Below are 17402 nucleotides of genomic sequence, written 5' to 3' on the forward strand. Positions count from 1 at the left end.
TTCCGGCAAAAAATTAATGAGTAGGTTCAAAGCCGTGCTTGAGCCACCAGGTATTGGTCTGCTCGGCCAGTTCCTCGACGCTGTCTTCACTGGCGTTGAGGGCCAGGGTCAGCGGCTCGCCCTTGGGCGATTCAAGGGTGGCGAACTGGCTGTCGATCAGGCTTGCCGGCATAAAATGGCCGGGACGATGGGACACGCGGTCGGCGGCCACCTCGCGGGTCAGCTCCAGAAACACAAAGCCCAGGCCCGGCGCAGCTTCGCGCAGGTGGTCGCGGTATTTCTTTTTCAGGGCCGAACAGGTGAGCACCGGATGCTCGCCGGCCTTGAGCGAGCGGCGCAGTTCATCGCACAGGATGTCGAGCCAGCCGGCGCGGTCGTCGTCGTTGAGGGGGTGGCCGGCGCTCATCTTGTCGATGTTCGCGGCGGGGTGAAAGCTGTCGCCTTCAATGGCCGTGGCGCCGTTCAGGCGGCACAGGGCTTCGCTGACGCTGGACTTGCCACAGCCGGAAACACCCATGATGACCAGGGCGGTAACAGGTTGACTCATGAAACACCTCAGGACGCAGATAGCGCTACCTTTGCACAGCATAAGGCTAGTGCAAAAACAGGCTTTTCCCGCGCCGACTTGTCATTTTTATGGAGTGACGCGTGCATCTGCTCCAATCATTCGAACCGGATCAGGCAACCCTGGATTCAATAATTTGCAGCCCTTTGGAGACAGCGCTACCTTAGTGCCTCGATTTTTGTTTGGCAAGCCGCCTGATGACCTCCAAGAACGATAAAAATACCCGCACGACGGGTCGCCCTACCCTTAATGAAGTTGCACGCCTGGCCGGGGTCAGCCCGATCACGGCCTCCCGCGCCCTGCGCGGCATCAGCACGGTGGCCACCGACCTGGTGGAAAAAGTCCAACAGGCCGCCGCTGAACTCAGCTACGTGGTCAACCCCGCCGCCCGCGCCCTGGCGTCGGCCCAGAGCCATTCGGTGGTGGTGCTGGTGCCGTCGCTGTCCAACCTGTTGTTTATCGAAACCCTGGAGGCCATCCACCAGGTGCTGCGGCCCAAGGGCTTTGAAGTGCTGATCGGCAACTCCCATTATTCGCGCGATGAGGAAGAGAACCTGCTGCGTAACTACATGGCCTACCAGCCGCGGGGATTGTTGTTGACCGGGTTCGATCGCACCGAAAGCGCCCGACGGATGGTCGAAGCCAGCAATGTGCCCTGCGTGTACATGATGGACCTGGACCCCAACGCCGGCGTGAACTGCGTGGGCTTCTCGCAACTGGCTGCCGGTGAAACAGCGGCGGCACATTTACTCTCCCGTGGGCGCAAGCGTCTGGCCTACATCGGCGCGCAACTGGATCAGCGCACGTTGTTGCGCGGTGAAGGCTTCCGCCGCGCCTTGCAACAGGCGGGCATGTACGACCCGGCACTGGAACTGCTGACGCCACGCCCCTCCTCCGTGGGCCTGGGCGGCGAACTTTTTCTGCAATTGCTGGCAGCACATCCGGATGTGGATGCGATCTTCTTTGGCAACGATGACCTGGCCCAGGGCGCCTTGCTTGAAGCCATGCGTCACGGCATCAAGGTGCCAGAGCGGGTGGCGGTGCTGGGCTTCAACGACTTGCCCGCGTCGTCATTCATGGTGCCGCGCCTGAGCAGCATCAGCACGCCGCGTGAGGCGATTGGCCGACGGGCTGCGGAGCATTTGCTGACGATCATGGCGGGCAACAAGATTGCCAAGCCGGTGGTGGATATGGGGTTTGAGTTGCAGGTGCGGGAGAGCACGTAGGACGGCTGTAGGAAGCGGCTGACATCGCGGCAAGTGCCTTGCTCCATTACCTACGCTTACGTCAGAATCCGCCGGCTTGTGCGCCTGGGTGGCGGTCTTTAAGGTTTGCCGGTCGCTGAATTTCTCGGTGATCGGGTTTAGTAGCCTGAATTTGAGCATCCTAAGTGCACGAGCCTCTCCTATGTTCGATGGCGGCTGTGCGTAGGGCACCTCCGGGTGCGCCGGCTTTGGGTGTTCACCGGTCTACTAACCTGCGTACAGCTGCCACCCCTTCGTTTAGTAGCGACGAGGTGTAGCCACATTAAGGAACACCTTTTATGAGCAAGGTTACAACCAGTCCGCCAACGACCCTTTTTACCGTCGTCCCCGATACCCCGACCGAAACCCTGCTGATCAACAGCTACGAAACCGTCTGCTCCGTCAGCACCTTGCTGCTCGACCTGTCCGATGACCTCACCGGCAAACACCGTGATGTGGCCCTGGCCATTCATCAACTGAGCGAGCTGAGCGTATTGCTGGTAGGCAAAGCCATGGACCAGCACACCCCGCGCTGCTGAGACCTTACTCGGTCCAGATGTGGGAGGGGGCTTGCTCCCTCCCACATTTTTTAACCGTGCCCACTTTACCCCTGCTAGATTGACCACTTTCCATCGCCAGGGAAGCACCATGGGACATTCACTGAAAATCTTGGGCCGCACGTCCTCCATCAACGTGCGCAAAGTGTTGTGGACCTGCCAGGAACTGGGCATCGACTACGTGCGTGAAGACTGGGGCATCGGCTTCAAGCCCACGCAGTCCGCCGAATTCCTTGCCTTGAACCCCAACGCCCAAATCCCCGTCTTGATCGACGACCATGGCGCGCTATGGGAATCCAACACCATCTGCCGCTACCTGGTCGGCCTCTATCAACGCAGCGACCTGCTGCCCGTCGAACCCGCGCCACGAGCGCGCGTCGAGCAATGGATTGACTGGCAAGCCGTCGAACTCAACCGCGCCTGGGGCGACGCGTTCACCGCACTGGTGCGCAACAACCCGGATCGCCTGGACGCTGCGCAGATTGCCACCGCCGTGCAGCGGTGGAACGACAGGATGGGCATTCTCGAACAACAGTTGGCCAAAACCGGCGCGTATGTAGCCGGCGATGAGTTCACCCTCGCCGACATCCTCATCGGCCTCTCGGTACACCGCTGGCAGGTGACGCCGATGCAGCGTCCACCCTACCCCGCCATTGCTGCTTACTATCAGCGGCTCGGCCAGCACGCAGGTTTCCACACCTTCGCCCTCGACGGCCACAACTAAACAGGGACTACACCGTGAACGGACTCAACGTACTACTCACCGGCGCCTGCGGCAGAATCGGCAAGACATTTTTCCAAGCATCAAAGGATCGTTACCGCTTCACGCTTACCGACCGCCTCGCGCCGGACTTCGACCTGGGTGAACACCGCTTCGTACACGCCGACCTCAGCGATAAATCCAGCCTCGCTACCCTGCTCGAAGGCATCGACGTGATCGTGCACCTGTCGGGCATCCCCCATGCCAGCGCCTCGTTCGACGAACTGCTGCCCAATAACATCCTCGCCACCACCTACCTGTTCGAAGCCGCCGTGGTTGCCGGCGTGCAGCGCCTGGTATTGGCCAGCAGCGCGCAAACCATCGAAGGCTACCCGGTGGATCGCCAGATCACTGCGGGTATGCCGGTGATGCCCGCCAACCTGTATGGCGTGAGCAAATGCTACGGCGAGGCACTGTGTGGCTACTACGCAGCCAAGACGCCGCTGTCGACCATCGCCCTGCGTATCGGCGCCTTTGAATTCCCCGAAACCCACGAGCTGAACAACGCCCGCGACCTCAGCGCCTGGCTCAGCCCGCGGGATGCGGTGCAGTTGTTGCAACGCTCGGTCGAGGTCGAGGGCGTGAAGCATTTGATCGCCCATGGCATTTCCAATAATCGCTTCAAGCGTCTGGATCTGAGCGAAACCACGCGGGTGTTGGGCTACCATCCGCAGGATGATGCCTTTCAAGCATTTGAAATTGCGATTACTTACTGAGCCCGCCGTCCGTGTCCGCGCTATGCGAGCGAGTACTCCTGTACTGAAAAACATGTGCCATTAACGGCAACAATTGGCCGCCAGCGGCAGCGCTTTCGCCCCAACGGCCACGCCATCCCCCCGTAAACAAGGGGATAGTGCAACCGGCATGTAACTTGCTGGAACCGTCGCACCGAACACTTTCATAGGTGCCCCATCATGCTGGTTAACAACAACGCCCAAGCCCTATCGACCGTCCAGCAACTCAAGCGCCCCGACATGGACCCCGCTAACGCCGCCGCCAGCGCGCTGTACAGCGGTGCCCTGCAAGTTGCGCAGCAAAGCGTCACGCTACCGGCGGCGCAGAAGGCACTGGACAACAACAGCGACCGTATCGACGAGGCCTTCGCCAAGACCCGCGTGCAGATGCAGGCCGGTTCAGCACGCAGTGAGTTCACCGACTACATGACTAAAACGCCGGCCGAACGCATCCGTGATCAATTGCTCAAAGAACGGGGCCTGACCCTGGAAGAGCTGAACGCCATGCCAGCCGAGCAACAGCAGGCATTTGCCAAGGAAGTGTCCGAGCGCTTCAAGCAGCAGCAAGCGCAGCAGGTAGCAGCGAAAACGACTGACCCTCAGGCGCAGGCGGTGAAAGAAACCCTGGCTGCGATCTAAGGCCATCCCCTGTAGGAGCGAGCTTGCTCGCGAAGGTCGTCAACGATGACGCGCACATCCAGAATGAACGCGGCGTCCTTGAGTTTTTCGCGAGCAAACTCGCGCCTACAGACGGCTTTGCAGCTATTGCTATTGCAGTTGCAGCGTCGAATTGAACTGACTGATCGCGTCCACCACATGCCGCGAGCCTTCCTGGATCTCCAGGATCACCTGCCCCGCTTCATTGGCCAGTTCCACGCCGAGCCCCGTGCGGCTCAAGCTCGCCTGCATACTCGTCACCGCACTCAATGACAGGTCGTGGTTCTTGCGCACCACATCCACTATTTCGATCGTGGCCTGGCTGGTGCGTGCTGCGAGGCTGCGCACTTCATCGGCCACCACTGCGAACCCGCGTCCATGCTCGCCGGCTCGTGCCGCTTCAATCGCGGCGTTGAGCGCCAGCATGTTGGTTTGTTCGGCGATGCTGCGAATGGTCTGCACGATGGCACCGATGATGTCGGACTGTTTGTTGACCGCGTCGATGCTGTGGGCGGCCTGGTTCAGGTCGCTGGAGATGGCCTCGATGATCTGTACCGTTTGCTGCACCACCTGCGAGCCCTTGCGGGCGCAGGCGTCGTTTTGTACGGAGGTGGCGTGGGCCGAATCGGCGGCGGTGCGCAGGGTGGTGACCTGGTCGGTGATGTCGCTGGCAAATTTCACCACTTTGTACAGGCGCCCGTTGGTATCGAAGATCGGGTTGTAGGACGCCTCCAGAAACAAGGTTTTGCCGAATTTGTTTTTGCGCTCGAAGCGATGGGAATGGTATTCGCCGCGATTGAGCGAAGCCCAAAAAGCTTTGTAGGCTGGCGACTCCACTTCATTGCGATGACAGAACATGCTGTGGTGCTGACCGATGATTTCCTCGCGTGAATACTGCACGGTGCGCAGGAAATTGTCGTTGGCATTGAGGATCTGACCCTGCGGGGTGAACTCGATCACGGCCATGGAGCGGCTGATGGCGTCGATCAGGCTCTGGTTTTCGTGTTCATGGTGCACCCGTGCAGAAATATCCGACGCGACCTTGATCACACTGCGTACCTGGTTGTCGCTGTCCAGCACCGGCATGTAACTGGCTTCGAGCCACACTTGCTCGCCACGCTTGTTCAAACGCATGAAGGTGCCGCTGAGCGCTTCGCCCCGCGCCAGGTCGCGCCATAACTTGCTGTATTCGTCGGTATGGGTGTAGGCATCCTCGCAAAAGAGGCGGTGATGTTGACCACGGATTTCCTCGACGCTGTAGCCCATGGTTTTGCAGAAATTCTCGTTGGCATCGAGGATCACGCCCGTGCGGTCGAACTCGATCATCGCCATGGAACGGCTGATGGCGGCGAGCTTGGCGTTGGCTTCGGTGAGCGCACAGGAAAAGTGCTGGATTTGTTGCAGGTCGGATTTGTGCTGGCGGTTAAACATGGTCAGATCACCCTTGAGTCCCGGCGCCTGTAGGCGCATTCCATTCTTGAGTTGGATAGTGCTGACAAACTTTCATGGGGACACAACCATTCAAACGCTTCACATGCCAGCGTCATTAACGGTTCTGAGTGAGCATAGACAGGGCTTGGCGCTATGCAAGGCCATCAATCAGCCAGCATTGCCAGCAGGACGCTGGCAGCGCAGAACTTGCTTACAGACCAGCCTTTACCTTGGCGGCGACCGGCACCGGCACCCATGGCTCCCAGACCTGCGGCTGTTCCTTGAGGAACGCCAGCGCCACCTGGCGCGGCGCCAGACGCTTCTCGCTCATCTGCGCCAGCGTGCTGTTGAGCAGGTCAATCGGCAAGTCGACTTGTTCAAAGAACGCGACCAGTTGCGGGTACTGCGCCTTGAACGGTGCCGACACGCCAATGGCCAGGTGCGCCGGCAACGAACGCGTGCCAACGGGGTGTGGGTGGTTGGCGTCAGCCAGGGTTTTCCAGGCGTCAGCGTTGAACGCGGGCTCCTCCAGTTTGACCAGCTTGAAGCGGCCCAGCAGCGGCGTGGGCGACCAGTAATAAAACAAAACGGGTTTGCCGCGCCGGATCGACGACGCCACCTCGGCATCCAGCGCCGCGCCGGAGCCGGTGCGGAAGTTGACGAAGCTGTCGGTCAGGCCATAGGCCTTGAGTTTCTGACTGTTGACGATCTCCGAGGTCCAGCCGGTGGGGCTGTTGAGGAAGCGCCCACGGCTTGGGTCTTCAGGGTCGCGAAAGACGTCCTTGTAGCGGGCCAGATCCGCCACCGACTTGAGCTCTGGCGCCAATGGCTTGATACCGCGCTCGGCGTCGCCCTTGATCACGTATTCGGGCACCCACCAGCCTTCGGTGGCACCTTTGACGGTGTCACCCAGACCGAACACTTTGCCTTCACTCTCGGCCTTGACCCACGCAGGACTGCGCCCGGCCCATTCTTCGCCGATCACCTGGATATCGTCCTTGGCCAAGGCCGCCTCCAGGCTCACGGTACTGCCGGGCAAGGTGTCGGTGGGCAGATCGTAGCCCTTCTCGACGATCAGGCGCAGCAACTCGGTGATCAGGCTGCCGCTCTCCCAGGTGATATCGCCGAAGTGGATGGGTTTACCGGCTTCGGTGGCCACGGCCGTTTGGGCCAGGGCGGTGAGTACCAACAGCGAACCCAGCAGGTTTTTCAGTTTTTTCATCGCTTGCCTCTTGGTCAGTCGGTTCACAACACGTGATGGATGCAGTCTTCAAAATCGGCTCAAGGCGCGAGCCATGTAGTCACTGACCGAACGCTGGGATATCCCCAATTCGACGGCGATCTCGGGGTAAGTCAGGCCATGCAGGCGGGCGAGTAAAAAGGTCGCCTTGACCTTGGCCGGCAGGCGGTCGAGAAATTGCTCGATGGCCTGCAAGGCTTCGAGCTGTTGCGCAAGGTCTTGCGCAGAGAGCGTGCTGGCGGTTTCGTCGAAATCCAGGCCGTCGAGATAGGCGCGCTCCAGGTCACGGCGACGCCAAAACTGGTACATCAGGCGCTGGGCAATGGTGGTCAGCAAGGCGCGGGGCTGACGGATCGGCGCTACGCCGGATACCCCAAGGAGCTGGGCAAATGTATCGGCGGCGATGTCTTCGGCGTGCGCACGGGAGTTGAGGTGACGGTGCAAACGGCTGCATAGCCAGGCGTAATGACTGCGGAATAATGCGCCCACATAGTCGCGGTGAGCTGTGTCGGCGCCGGACATAGTGGCTCCTTCTTAAGTAGGTTGCGCGTTATGTCCGGTGTTCCGGTGCAGCGATCCTAGCAAGGCGGCTTATTCTTTAATAATATTTAAAAGGTATTTTTATATAACCTAATAAAGTTTCACGTAGCCCGCGTTCGCAGCCTGTTGCTGGTAATCCAGCAGCACTTGGTAGTCGTCTTCGCTGGCCGGCAGCACGGTGTGTACGCCGAGTGTGTGGGCAATCTGCGGTAAATCCAGCAACGCCTGATTCATTGCCTGGCGAATCTGGGCCGCGTGCCTGTCACTCATGCCCAGCGGGCCGATGTAAGGCAAGGTCGGGTTCGGCGCGCTGCGAGTGATGATGCGCAGCCCCGCCACTTCCTGTGGGGCATAACGGGCGAGGTAGTCGTAGGTGACGCTGTCAATGGCCGCGAGGTCGGCACGGTCTTCGCGCAGCCAGCGCAGGCTCTCGCGGTGTGCGCCACTGATGCCGACGCTGGCGAAGAAACGCCCCGCTTGCTGCAATGGCGCCAGGCGTTCACGCAACAGGTTCATGCCACTGTTGGAATCGTGGCCGTTGATCACGCCGCGGCTGTTGTAGAACTGCGCCAGGGTCTGGCGTGGGTTGTCGTCGCGAGTCAGCAACAGGCTGCAATGTTCGCCGTGGCTGCTGTGGGGCAGCTCATAGCGCGGGCGGCCGATCACGCGGACCTGGCCGCGCAGTTGGGTCATCAGCGGATAGCCACAGGTTTGGGTCATGAGCAACTCGGGCGCGAGCCACAGGCTGGGCAAGTCGAGGTGATCGGCGTTAAGACGCCGCACGCCCAAGTGTTCGAGGATGCGCGTCAGCCACTGCCGGTTGGCCTGCTGGACCGGTTCGGGCGCGGCATACATCAGCAGTTCGGCGTAGTGATCACTCATGAACATCTCTCACGCAAAAGGATGCCGGGGGCTGTCGATGGCCTTGAGGCCATGACGGCTGATCAACTGGCCGTAGCCTTGCACCAGGAAGCCGCCGCTACGCATCAGCCATTGCTCGCGCCGGGCGCGGTAGACCGTGGGCAGCAGGTACCAGGGCAGTTTCGGCAGGTCGTGGTGCACCAGGTGCAAGTTGTTGTTGAGAAACAACCAGGTCCATGGCCAGGACGCTTCGTTGAGTACGGTGCGCTGCTCCGGTTGCAGGTGTGGGCGGTGTTCATAGTAGGAACGGATCGACGCCAGGGACAAGGCCGGCACACTGACCAGCAGCAAGTAATGCCACACCGCAAGCGCACTGTAGTCGGCGATGAAACTCAGCATCAGCCCAGTGACGGCGCCGTGGGCCAGCCACATCGGCCATACCTGGGGCAGGCGTTGAAACTCATGACGGGCCAACCGGCCAATGGCCAACGGCGCAGCCAGCAGGAAGCGGCCAAGCACGGTCTTGGTCAGCCAATGCACGCCACGTTCGAACAGCGAGCTGTTATCCCATTGCTGCTGATTAAGGTAGCGGCTTTCCGGGTCGATGCCCGGCAGGGTCAGGTCGTCGTCGTTGTGGTGCAACAGGTGGCTGTCGCGGTACAGCGTGTAGGGATACCACACCGCAAAAGGCGCGTAGCCGAGGAGTTTGTTGAGCAACAACGAGCGGGTTGGGTGGCCGTGGAGCAGTTCGTGTTGCACCGACAGCCACAGCGTCACGATCGGGATCAGCAACAATGTGCTCAGCCACAGGCCCAGCCACTGGCTGCCAAGGATCACGGCGAACCAACCGGCATATACACCGATCAACAGCAACCAGGTCGGCCATTCGGTTCTTGCGGCAAAGGTCGTCGCCAGGGCTTCGATTTCCCGGCGTTGGGTCAGATCAAGGTAGTGGGTCATCGGCAGCTCAGAGCAGGTGTTTCCTGCTCTGTGCAATGGCGCGGGAAAATCTTGCAGATCGTTTGGTTCTAAGCTTGTAACTCAGTGACCGAACAGGCCTGCTTCGGATTTCTTGGTCTTCTTGTCGGCGCGTTTTTCATCCGCGGTCTTTGCCGGCTTTTTCTTCGCGGCTTTCTTTGAATCCATACCTTTGGCCATGATGCGTACTCCGCTAACAGGGAATGTAGCACTGGGTATACCACCTATTGCCGGGCAGAAGGCGCTTATAATCCCCGGCCCTGAATAACGCTTGCCTGAACGCCATGCACCCATTGCACATTGAACTGCTGGCAGAGCCTCTGTGGCCACTGCTGAACAAGTTTTACCGTAGCCACAATTCATCGATGAAGGCGCTCAAGGGCGGCCGTTTGTGGGTAGCGCGGGAGGGCGAGATCGTGGCCGGCTTGTGCTTGAGCCCGGTGGTGGGTGGGCAGTGGCTCACGGGGGTGTTTGTGGCGCCGACTTATCGTGGCCAGGGGCTGGCGGCGCGACTGATTGAAGAGGCCGTGGCAGGTTGTGAGGAAACGGTCTGGTTGCTGTGCCATCCGGACCTGGAAGGGTTGTATCGGGGCATGGGGTTCAGCCAGGAAACGGTTTTGCCGCAATCGCTGAGTGAACGGCTGGTGCGTTACAAGCGCAATAAGCCGATGATTGCGATGGGGCTCAATGCCCCAGTCCTGAATAAACACTGATCCCATGTGGGAGCGGCGTTATGGCCAGAGTTATTCGTCAGCCGTTGGGTCCAACTCCGGGAACATCACGTCGATAAACCCGAACTTGCTGAAGTCGGTGATCCGCGACGGATACAACCGACCGATCAGATGGTCGCATTCATGCTGCACCACCCGTGCATGAAAGCCATCGGCAAAACGCACAATCGGCTCGCCCTTGGGATCGAAACCTTCGTAGCGGATCTGTTGGTAACGGTTTACGGCGCCGCGCAAACCGGGCACGGACAGACAGCCTTCGAAGCCCTCTTCCAGCACCGGGCTCAGCGGCGTAATCAGCGGGTTGATCAGAATGGTCTGCGGCACCGGCGGCGCTTCAGGGTAGCGTTCGCTGGCCTCGAAACCAAAGATCACCAATTGCAGGTCGACACCAATCTGCGGTGCAGCCAGGCCAACACCGCCCACGTGCTCCATGGTCTGGAACATGTCGTCGATCAGTTGCCACAACTCGGGGCTGTCGAACATTTCCGGCGGCACCGGCGGGGCGATACGCAGCAGGCGCTCATCGCCCATTTTCAGGATTTCACGGATCATTGATCAGACTTCATCAGTAGTGGGCTTGGAGTGGTCGCGGCCGAGGCCAGAGACGTGCTGTTTTTCACCGGCATGGCCCGGCTCGTCGAATTCCTTTTCACCCGGGTCCTTGCCTTCGGCCGACATATGTTCGATCACGGCATTCATTTCCGCACCCAGCAACAACACCGCGGCGGAAATATAGAAGTACAGGAGCAGGACAATGATCGCACCGATACTGCCATACATGGCGTTGTAGTCGGCAAAGGTTTTGACGTAGTAGCCAAAGCCCAGGGACGCAACGATCCACACCACCACCGCCAATACCGAACCGGGGGTGATGAACCGAAATTTCTGTTCAACATCAGGCATCACGTAGTACATAAGTGCCACGGCGAACATCAGCAGGATCACGATCAATGGCCAGCGCAGGATGGTCCACAGGGTGACGACGAATTCCTGCATGCCGATCTGCCCGGCCAGCCACTCCATGACCTGCGGGCCCAGCACCATCAGCGCGGCAGCGGCCAGCAACATGCCGGCGATGCCGACGGTGTAGAAAATCGACAGCGGAAAACGCTTCCAGATCGGCCGGCCTTCAACGACGTCGTAGGCGGCGTTCATCGCGCTCATCATCAGGCGCACGCCCGCAGAGGCTGTCCACAACGCAATCACGATACCGACCGAAAGTAAGCCACCCTTGGACTGCTGCAACTGGTCAATCACCGGGTTGACCTGCTCCAGCGCCTGGGGCGGCAACACCAGTTCCGACTGCAGGCGCAGCCAGGTGAAGAAGTCCGGCAGATGCAGAAAACCGATCAGGGCGATCAGAAACAGCAGGAAGGGGAACAACGAGAACAGCATCTGATAGGCCAGTGCCGAAGCGTAAGTCGGCATCTCGTCATCGATAAATTCAGTGACGGTGCGCATCAGCACCTTGTGCAGCTTGAGACCATCGAGTACCGGAAAAATCATAGCGTCTCCTTTCGCCGCAAAGAGGTTGAGTTCGTGGGCGACTCAGGGGCCGTTTTCTACATCAAAGTAGCCCATTTGGCGACTTTGAAACAATTTCCAAAGTTTAGTTGCAACCGTTCACACAAAAACGGCCATCCGTAGATGGCCGCCAGACTGCTGGGTAAAACCAGCAGAACGCCTTACTCGGTGGCTTTTTTCACCGCGTCTTTGGTCTTGCCGACTGCCTGCTGCGCTTCACCTTTTTTCTCTTGGATCACGCCTTCAGCACGCAGCTTGTCGTTGTCCGTGACTTTGCCGATACCCTGCTTGATGTTGCCGACTGCTTCGTTCGCCAAACCTTTTGCCTTATCCGATGTGCTGCTCATGGTATTTCTCCTGGAACAATCGAGGGTTTTGGTCATTACGTAGCGGTTGACTCGAAGCGAAGCGGCAGAGTTTCATTTATTTTCGGGGCATTTCATCGCCCACCACAGGTTTGGCTTTATGTTTTGTGCCCAACCCACGAGAATGCCCGGCAGATTCAGGCTACAACGCTGAATAACAGATCCGTAGGAAGGTTATGAAACTCAATAAAGCACAGGCTATCGCCCGCAGAAACCAGGAACTGGGCGGTGCCGTACTCGGCGTCAACAACTGCCATTTCACCGACCTGGACCACAAGCGCAACATCTGGTGGTTCGATCTGCCCGTGGCGCGGATTGCCGTGGGCCAGTACGAGTGGATTCATCTGCTGATGCACAACGCCGAGACTGACCAGTTGTTGCACCTGAAGGTGCCGACTGTGTTCCTGCGTGAAAAGCTGGAAGGGTTGGTGGTACGCAATGCAGGCAAGCGCAAGCCGGAAATTACCCTGGAGCTGAGCGCGGACAAGGATTCGTTCCTCAAGGATGTACGTCCGGCCGGTGCGGGCGTGAGCTTTGCAACGTTCGCCGTGTAACCCATCCGCGCAGGGCTTGGGCACACAAGTAATAAGTCATTGATATTGCGACTGCAAAGTGCAGTCGCGAATCTTCACATTTACATATATTTCAAAATGTAACTATACTGAACTGCATTTTTATAAAATGGAGCCCAGTATATGGAGCGTTATACGTCATGGATAAGACAACTCAATCAACACTGCGCAACCTCACAGCCGCTGACTGACTTTATCGAATCGGCCCGCGTATTTACCCACACCATAGGCTTTGACTTTTTCGCTTACGCCGTATGCGAAACAACGCCCTTCACGCGGCCAAAAATCCATCTTTATGGCAACTATCCAAGCCAATGGATTCAACGCTACAAAGAGCAGAACTACGCCGTTATCGACCCCACCGTCCGTCATTGCAAGGTCTCTTCCGAGCCTGTTTGCTGGTCTGACGCGCTGTTTGAAGAGTGCCCGCAATTCTGGTCAGATGCCAAGGCACATCAACTTAATGTTGGCATTGCACAACCGTCGTTCAATACCCGCGGCTATATCGCCCTCCTGTCTCTTTCACGCCAGACCAGGAGCATTGAAGAGGTGGAACTGGACAGCCTGAAACCGCTGCTCAAAGCATTCGCCGAGACCGTCGGCTACCACATCTTCGAATTGGAAGATGCACTGACTCAGACCCTCGATATTGAGTTCGGCCATAAAGAAAAAGAAGTCCTGCGCTGGACGGCAGACGGAAAAACTTCAGAAGAGATTGGCCGCATATTGAATGTGACTGCCGACGCAGTGAACTTTCATCTGCGCAATATCCAAAAAAAGATTGGCGCCTGTAATCGAGTTCAAGCCGTAACTTATGCCGTAGCCCAAGGCCATATCTGATGCGCGAGGCGTAGCGGCCATGACCGCTACGCCAGCACACGCTCAGGTAAACACGTCGATCGCGGCTTGCTCATACAACCAGCGCACCACTGAGTGCAGGTGTTCATTGCCGGCCTGTTCCGGCAGCGCCTCAGCCAGGGTTATTGGCGCCCCGCCCTGCAATACATTGATCAGCGCACGCACAGCCGGTAACGGCTGAACACGCAACATCGCGCCCCCCGCAAACAGCAACCCCGCCTCTTGATCCAGCGCCAGCAAGTACAACGGGCTGTCAGCCCTCGCCCGGACCACCCGCTGCCAGCACTCGGCCCCGCCGGGGCGCCCCAAGGTGCGGTCGCGAATAATGCCGTTGGCGGACAACTTGAGCAGCATCTGGATTTTGCTGTTGTCGCGAATCGAATCGACGAACTGCGCCACTGGCAATGGCAGTGCCACGTCGGCCAACGATTCGAATACCCCGCCTGGCACCTGGGCAATCGCGCCCGTCAGCGCAGTACCGGCCCTGGACACCATTGCGGCCTTGATCGGGTTTTCACAGAAGCCCTGTGCCGTGCCATGACTGAACATGCCAACCGACACGGTGAGCGTGGTTTCCAGCTCATCAAGCTTGTTGTAGTGCCACCACCCGGCGGGAATGAAGAAAATCTCCCCTGGCCCGACTTCGTAAATGGTGGCATCGGCGGCGTAGGGCGTGACATCGATATGCCCGAAGCACACCCCATTGAGCGCAGACTTTTTCTCCAGGGCCATTTCATCGAAATACGCCGGAGGCCAGATCATCATGCGTTTGCGCCCATACAACGGAAACAGGAAGGTATCGCATGAGTCGTTATGCAGGCCGATCCAGGTCGACCGGTATCGGCCGCCGATAAATACGGCGTTGGCACCCGGGTAAGGCATGCCGTAGCGCTCGCTGTAGCCATGGGTAAACGCGCGCAGTTTCGTCGCAACGGTACCGGAGTGCTTTAAGCAATAATCACGGGTGAACGTAATGCCATCGGCATGATTGAGTGCAGCAAAGTCGCGCACAAACTGCTCAAACCCGTCAAAGGCGTGAGGGAACCCCGGGACGGCTGGTTGCTTGAGCATCTGCCCATCTGCGTTGACCGTCATGTCACCCGACTCGACAACATTTCGGGCCAGGTCGAAGGCGTCCTCCAGGCTCAGCAGTGGCTCTATCAGTGCGCCCTGCTCAAGCACCACCGGCTGCGTCTTGTCATGGGAGAGGCTGACAAAATGCTCCCAGAAAGCCGGCGGCACGGTGGGTGTATTGTTTGCGTCGAACACAGGGGCGCAGGTCGTGGCAGTCATCATGATTCACCTTCAATCCGGGAAAGCATCAGGGTAAAAATCCTTGTAGATGTTCTTGATCTGTTCATCGCCCATGCCCAGGACACGCACCAGTACCCCACTGAACATGCACGGCAGGGCTGCCAGAACGATGAGCAAACCCAAGGTAGCCATGGCGTAACCCACGCCTAGCGTTTCAGCGAACGCGCCACCGACCAGCGCCCCGAAAGGGATGACCATGCCGGACACAAACGAGGTCGCTGACCCGATCCGGTTGCGGTAATTGTCGGGGGTAGCCAGCATTCGCACGGTTGAGGTATTGACGGTCACCATGACCAGGCCAATGCCTGCGATAAACAACAAGGGCACCGTTACCCCGGCGAACCAACCGGGCCTGGCGTGAAAGAACTGGCTGAAAAGCCCACAACCCACCATCGCCAGCCCCACCAGCAGAAAGCCGCCAAATACCACACCGGGCCGGCCCCAACGCTCATTGGCGCGTCTGACCAGGAACAGGCTGCCGGCCAGCAGGCCCACCGCGAAGGCGCCTTCGGTGACGGCGATCAACCACAAGTCCTGGGGGAAATAGCCATTGATCAACACCGGGAACAGCACGGCGAACAGTGGATACAACGAGAAGTTGACAATGAACGCCAGCAGGCTGAGGTTCCATTCCGGCTTGACCCGGTAGAGCGCGGTAAAGCCCTCACGGGTACGGGTGTACCACGTCGCCAGATAGGACAGTTGCCGAGCGCCAGGTTTAGGACCGGCAGCCGGTGCCCTGACCAGCACGATCAGCGCCAATGCGACCAGAACCGCCACTGAGTTGAGCCAAAGGGTGCCCAACACGCCCAGTGGGCCCAGCAGAATGCCCGCCGCCAGAGGCCCCATCAGCGCAGATGAGGAACCGACGATGCTTCTCAGGCGCACCGCATCGCTGACCCTATGGGTGGCAACCAGCATGGGTGTCAGGCTCATCTGGATCGGGTCGCGAATGCCGATGGCGACCCCGGAAATGGCCAGGCAGCCCGCAATCAACCAGGGCAGGTAGAGGTCCAGGGTGCCCAGGCCAGCCAATACCAGGGTCATCGTCGCGCTGATGGCGTAGCAGCCTACGAGCAAGCGGTGCCTGTCATACTGATCGCCCAGCCAGCCAAACACGGCGCGTGCCAGCACATCCGCCAAGGTAGCCACCGCGACAAAGCCTGCAAACGCAACGGGGTCTGCGGTTTTTCCCAGCACCCACCAGGCGATTGCAAATTGACCACAACGCGTGCCCACCGCGTTCAGAAACGCTGCCAGTTGGATCAGGTAGAAATCCCGCCCCAGCCCCCCCAGGGACGGATTACTCATTGCACCCCCTCGGCGCGGCGCAGGCGCTCCAGGCAACCGGCTGCAACGTAGGCGTCCAGCCCGCCGGTCAAACTGCGGCAACGGCCTTCGCCGACGGCGGCGCTGATGGCATGCAAGGCTTTCAAGCTGCGCACGCCGCTTTTGCAGTAAATCACCGTCTCAACGCCAGCCACTGTCTGGGCCAGGCGTTGAGGCAACTCGCTCAAAGGAATGTTGATCCCGCCCAGGGACATCGTCAGGTGCTCGTGACCGTCCCGCACATCAATCAGTTGCAGCACAGTGTCGCTGAGCAGGCGTTGTTCCAGTGCCTGGGGCGAAATAGCGTACTGCGCGCCAACCGCCACCGCGCAATTGGCCTCGATGGCCTGAGGCTGCCGGATCCGCGGCTGCTCCCCACTGAGCGGGTTGCTGGCGCGGTGGCGGACCGACACTTGGCGAAGTTGCAGGCTCAAGGCATCAAAGAGCATCAATCGGTTGATCGAGGGTTCTCCCACTGCGCTCAGGATCTTGATCGCTTCCAACGCCTGGATTGAACCGACAATGCCCGGCAACACCCCCAGCACACCGGCTTCGCCACAATTCTGTGCCAGCCCGGCCGGCGGTGGCTCGGGGAAAATATCGCGCAGGTTGGTAGAGCATTGCCCGTGCGCGTCCGGCAGGTTGAATACCGCTACCTGCCCCTCGAACTGGCTGATCGAGGCATACACCAACGGCTTGCCGCCCAGATAGCACGCATCGTTGAGCAGGTACTTGGTGGTGAAGTTATCCGTGGCGTCGAGGATCACGTCGTAGTCGTGTACGTAAGCCATGACGTTGCTTTCGTCGAGCCGATCGGCGAAATGCCGGATGTCGATATGCGGGTTGTTATCGAGCAGTTTTTGCCGGGCCACGGCGCCTTTTGGCGAGCCCACATCACCGACTCCGAACAGGAGCTGACGGTGCAGGTTGCTGATGTCGACGGTGTCATCCTCGACAATGCCAATATGGCCGACGCCAGCGGCAGCCAGATACATCAAGGCGGGGCAGCCCAATCCACCCGCCCCCACCACCAGCACCTTGCCCGCCTTGAGCCGGGCCTGGCCTTCAGGGCCAAACCCCTTGACCAGGAAATGCCGGGCGTAGTGGGCGTGCTCCTGCTGACTGAAGCGTTCATCAGCCAT

At 59.3% G+C, this 17402-nt stretch carries 20 protein-coding genes and 1 pseudogene; 8 read left to right on the plus strand and 13 right to left on the minus strand.

Features of this window, described 5'->3' with window-relative positions; translation table 11 throughout:
• Window positions 1-13: 13 nt before the first annotated feature.
• Window positions 14-547 carry a gluconokinase gene (locus tag TX23_RS23250; RefSeq protein WP_057704215.1) on the minus strand — a complete coding sequence of 178 codons (534 nt, stop codon included), beginning with the start codon at window positions 545-547 and terminating at the stop codon, window positions 14-16.
• 212 nt (window positions 548-759) lie between these two features.
• Here TX23_RS23250 and gntR point away from each other — a divergent pair, with 212 nt between their 5' ends.
• The 5 genes from gntR to TX23_RS23275 all read left to right on the plus strand — a co-directional run bounded on the left by gntR (window position 760) and on the right by TX23_RS23275 (window position 4499).
• Window positions 760-1791, plus strand: a complete 1032-nt coding sequence (gene gntR / locus TX23_RS23255) for an HTH-type transcriptional regulator GntR (RefSeq protein ID WP_167346952.1) — start codon at window positions 760-762, stop codon at window positions 1789-1791.
• A gap of 317 nt (window positions 1792-2108) precedes the next feature.
• Entirely contained in the window at window positions 2109-2348 is a 240-nt protein-coding gene (locus TX23_RS23260; protein ID WP_057704217.1) for a DUF6124 family protein, read from the plus strand.
• 109 nt (window positions 2349-2457) lie between these two features.
• Window positions 2458-3090: a glutathione S-transferase family protein gene (locus TX23_RS23265; RefSeq protein ID WP_057704218.1), complete on the plus strand. Its 633-nt coding sequence runs from the start codon at window positions 2458-2460 to the stop codon at window positions 3088-3090.
• Between the two features lie 14 nt (window positions 3091-3104).
• Window positions 3105-3842 (plus strand): NAD-dependent epimerase/dehydratase family protein, encoded by a 738-nt coding sequence (locus tag TX23_RS23270; RefSeq protein WP_057704219.1) that lies wholly within the window; start codon window positions 3105-3107, stop codon window positions 3840-3842.
• 198 nt (window positions 3843-4040) lie between these two features.
• Window positions 4041-4499: a hypothetical protein gene (locus TX23_RS23275; protein ID WP_057704220.1), complete on the plus strand. Its 459-nt coding sequence runs from the start codon at window positions 4041-4043 to the stop codon at window positions 4497-4499.
• A gap of 129 nt (window positions 4500-4628) precedes the next feature.
• Here TX23_RS23275 and TX23_RS28860 read toward each other — a convergent pair whose 3' ends face one another.
• The 6 genes and pseudogenes from TX23_RS28860 to TX23_RS23300 all read right to left on the minus strand — a co-directional run bounded on the left by TX23_RS28860 (window position 4629) and on the right by TX23_RS23300 (window position 9549).
• Window positions 4629-5201 (minus strand): methyl-accepting chemotaxis protein, encoded by a 573-nt coding sequence (locus TX23_RS28860; RefSeq protein WP_407071392.1) that lies wholly within the window; start codon window positions 5199-5201, stop codon window positions 4629-4631.
• 18 nt (window positions 5202-5219) lie between these two features.
• Window positions 5220-5987 (minus strand): annotated as a pseudogene (locus TX23_RS28865) (PAS domain-containing protein); the annotation flags it as partial.
• Window positions 5988-6159: 172 nt separating this feature from the next.
• Complete coding sequence (locus TX23_RS23285; RefSeq protein WP_057704221.1) at window positions 6160-7170, minus strand: ABC transporter substrate-binding protein; 1011 nt, start codon at window positions 7168-7170, stop codon at window positions 6160-6162.
• A gap of 48 nt (window positions 7171-7218) precedes the next feature.
• The gene (locus TX23_RS23290) at window positions 7219-7710 is read right to left on the minus strand and encodes a sigma-70 family RNA polymerase sigma factor (RefSeq protein ID WP_057704222.1); all 492 of its coding nucleotides are present in this window, start codon (window positions 7708-7710) and stop codon (window positions 7219-7221) included.
• A gap of 108 nt (window positions 7711-7818) precedes the next feature.
• A complete protein-coding gene (locus tag TX23_RS23295; protein WP_057704223.1) occupies window positions 7819-8610 on the minus strand; it encodes a phosphate/phosphite/phosphonate ABC transporter substrate-binding protein in 792 nt (263 codons plus the stop codon).
• Between the two features lie 9 nt (window positions 8611-8619).
• Window positions 8620-9549, minus strand: a complete 930-nt coding sequence (locus TX23_RS23300; RefSeq protein ID WP_057704224.1) for a fatty acid desaturase — start codon at window positions 9547-9549, stop codon at window positions 8620-8622.
• A 302-nt stretch (window positions 9550-9851) separates the two neighbouring features.
• On the opposite strand from TX23_RS23300, the gene TX23_RS23305 reads away from it, so the two are divergent.
• Complete coding sequence (locus TX23_RS23305) at window positions 9852-10280, plus strand: GNAT family N-acetyltransferase (protein WP_057704225.1); 429 nt, start codon at window positions 9852-9854, stop codon at window positions 10278-10280.
• A 30-nt stretch (window positions 10281-10310) separates the two neighbouring features.
• Here TX23_RS23305 and def read toward each other — a convergent pair whose 3' ends face one another.
• From def to TX23_RS23320, 3 genes are all read right to left on the minus strand, one after another.
• A complete protein-coding gene (gene def / locus TX23_RS23310; RefSeq protein WP_057704226.1) occupies window positions 10311-10850 on the minus strand; it encodes a peptide deformylase in 540 nt (179 codons plus the stop codon).
• Between the two features lie 3 nt (window positions 10851-10853).
• Window positions 10854-11804 (minus strand): YihY/virulence factor BrkB family protein, encoded by a 951-nt coding sequence (locus TX23_RS23315; RefSeq protein WP_057704227.1) that lies wholly within the window; start codon window positions 11802-11804, stop codon window positions 10854-10856.
• Window positions 11805-11983: 179 nt separating this feature from the next.
• Window positions 11984-12169 carry a CsbD family protein gene (locus tag TX23_RS23320; protein WP_005790739.1) on the minus strand — a complete coding sequence of 62 codons (186 nt, stop codon included), beginning with the start codon at window positions 12167-12169 and terminating at the stop codon, window positions 11984-11986.
• A 194-nt stretch (window positions 12170-12363) separates the two neighbouring features.
• Between TX23_RS23320 and TX23_RS23325 the strand changes: the two genes are divergently transcribed.
• On the plus strand, window positions 12364-12741 hold the full coding sequence (locus TX23_RS23325) for a hypothetical protein (protein ID WP_057704228.1): 378 nt from the start codon (window positions 12364-12366) through the stop codon (window positions 12739-12741).
• Between the two features lie 141 nt (window positions 12742-12882).
• Complete coding sequence (locus TX23_RS23330) at window positions 12883-13599, plus strand: autoinducer binding domain-containing protein (protein ID WP_082629703.1); 717 nt, start codon at window positions 12883-12885, stop codon at window positions 13597-13599.
• Window positions 13600-13641: 42 nt separating this feature from the next.
• Here the strand turns inward: TX23_RS23330 and TX23_RS23335 are convergent, their stop codons facing one another.
• Genes TX23_RS23335 through TX23_RS23345 form a run of 3 tightly spaced genes read right to left on the minus strand, consistent with a single transcriptional unit; the run spans window position 13642 to window position 17402 of the window.
• Window positions 13642-14910 (minus strand): cupin-like domain-containing protein, encoded by a 1269-nt coding sequence (locus TX23_RS23335; RefSeq protein ID WP_157243945.1) that lies wholly within the window; start codon window positions 14908-14910, stop codon window positions 13642-13644.
• Between the two features lie 12 nt (window positions 14911-14922).
• Window positions 14923-16242, minus strand: a complete 1320-nt coding sequence (locus TX23_RS23340; protein ID WP_057704230.1) for an MFS transporter — start codon at window positions 16240-16242, stop codon at window positions 14923-14925.
• Window positions 16239-17402: a ThiF family adenylyltransferase gene (locus TX23_RS23345; protein ID WP_057704231.1), complete on the minus strand. Its 1164-nt coding sequence runs from the start codon at window positions 17400-17402 to the stop codon at window positions 16239-16241. The genes TX23_RS23340 and TX23_RS23345 overlap by 4 nt, the downstream gene beginning before the upstream one ends.

The sequence above is a fragment of the Pseudomonas paralactis genome (assembly GCF_001439735.1).
Taxonomy (GTDB): domain Bacteria; phylum Pseudomonadota; class Gammaproteobacteria; order Pseudomonadales; family Pseudomonadaceae; genus Aquipseudomonas; species Aquipseudomonas paralactis.

Bases quoted from the DNA above. Each gene is read 5' to 3' on its own strand.
- TX23_RS23260 (WP_057704217.1), top strand. From the start codon at position 2,109: ATGAGCAAGGTTACAACCAGTCCGCCAACGACCCTTTTTACCGTCGTC.
- TX23_RS23305 (WP_057704225.1), top strand. From the start codon at position 9,852: ATGCACCCATTGCACATTGAACTGCTGGCAGAGCCTCTGTGGCCACTG.
- TX23_RS23285 (WP_057704221.1), bottom strand. From the start codon at position 7,170: ATGAAAAAACTGAAAAACCTGCTGGGTTCGCTGTTGGTACTCACCGCC.
- TX23_RS23250 (WP_057704215.1), bottom strand. From the start codon at position 547: ATGAGTCAACCTGTTACCGCCCTGGTCATCATGGGTGTTTCCGGCTGT.
- TX23_RS23330 (WP_082629703.1), top strand. From the start codon at position 12,883: ATGGAGCGTTATACGTCATGGATAAGACAACTCAATCAACACTGCGCA.
- TX23_RS23320 (WP_005790739.1), bottom strand. From the start codon at position 12,169: ATGAGCAGCACATCGGATAAGGCAAAAGGTTTGGCGAACGAAGCAGTC.
- TX23_RS23315 (WP_057704227.1), bottom strand. From the start codon at position 11,804: ATGATTTTTCCGGTACTCGATGGTCTCAAGCTGCACAAGGTGCTGATG.
- TX23_RS23275 (WP_057704220.1), top strand. From the start codon at position 4,041: ATGCTGGTTAACAACAACGCCCAAGCCCTATCGACCGTCCAGCAACTC.
- TX23_RS23335 (WP_157243945.1), bottom strand. From the start codon at position 14,910: ATGACTGCCACGACCTGCGCCCCTGTGTTCGACGCAAACAATACACCC.
- TX23_RS23345 (WP_057704231.1), bottom strand. From the start codon at position 17,402: ATGGCTGATGAACGCTTCAGTCAGCAGGAGCACGCCCACTACGCCCGG.
- TX23_RS23295 (WP_057704223.1), bottom strand. From the start codon at position 8,610: ATGAGTGATCACTACGCCGAACTGCTGATGTATGCCGCGCCCGAACCG.
- TX23_RS23290 (WP_057704222.1), bottom strand. From the start codon at position 7,710: ATGTCCGGCGCCGACACAGCTCACCGCGACTATGTGGGCGCATTATTC.
- def (WP_057704226.1), bottom strand. From the start codon at position 10,850: ATGATCCGTGAAATCCTGAAAATGGGCGATGAGCGCCTGCTGCGTATC.
- TX23_RS23300 (WP_057704224.1), bottom strand. From the start codon at position 9,549: ATGACCCACTACCTTGATCTGACCCAACGCCGGGAAATCGAAGCCCTG.
- TX23_RS23325 (WP_057704228.1), top strand. From the start codon at position 12,364: ATGAAACTCAATAAAGCACAGGCTATCGCCCGCAGAAACCAGGAACTG.
- TX23_RS23340 (WP_057704230.1), bottom strand. From the start codon at position 16,242: ATGAGTAATCCGTCCCTGGGGGGGCTGGGGCGGGATTTCTACCTGATC.
- TX23_RS23265 (WP_057704218.1), top strand. From the start codon at position 2,458: ATGGGACATTCACTGAAAATCTTGGGCCGCACGTCCTCCATCAACGTG.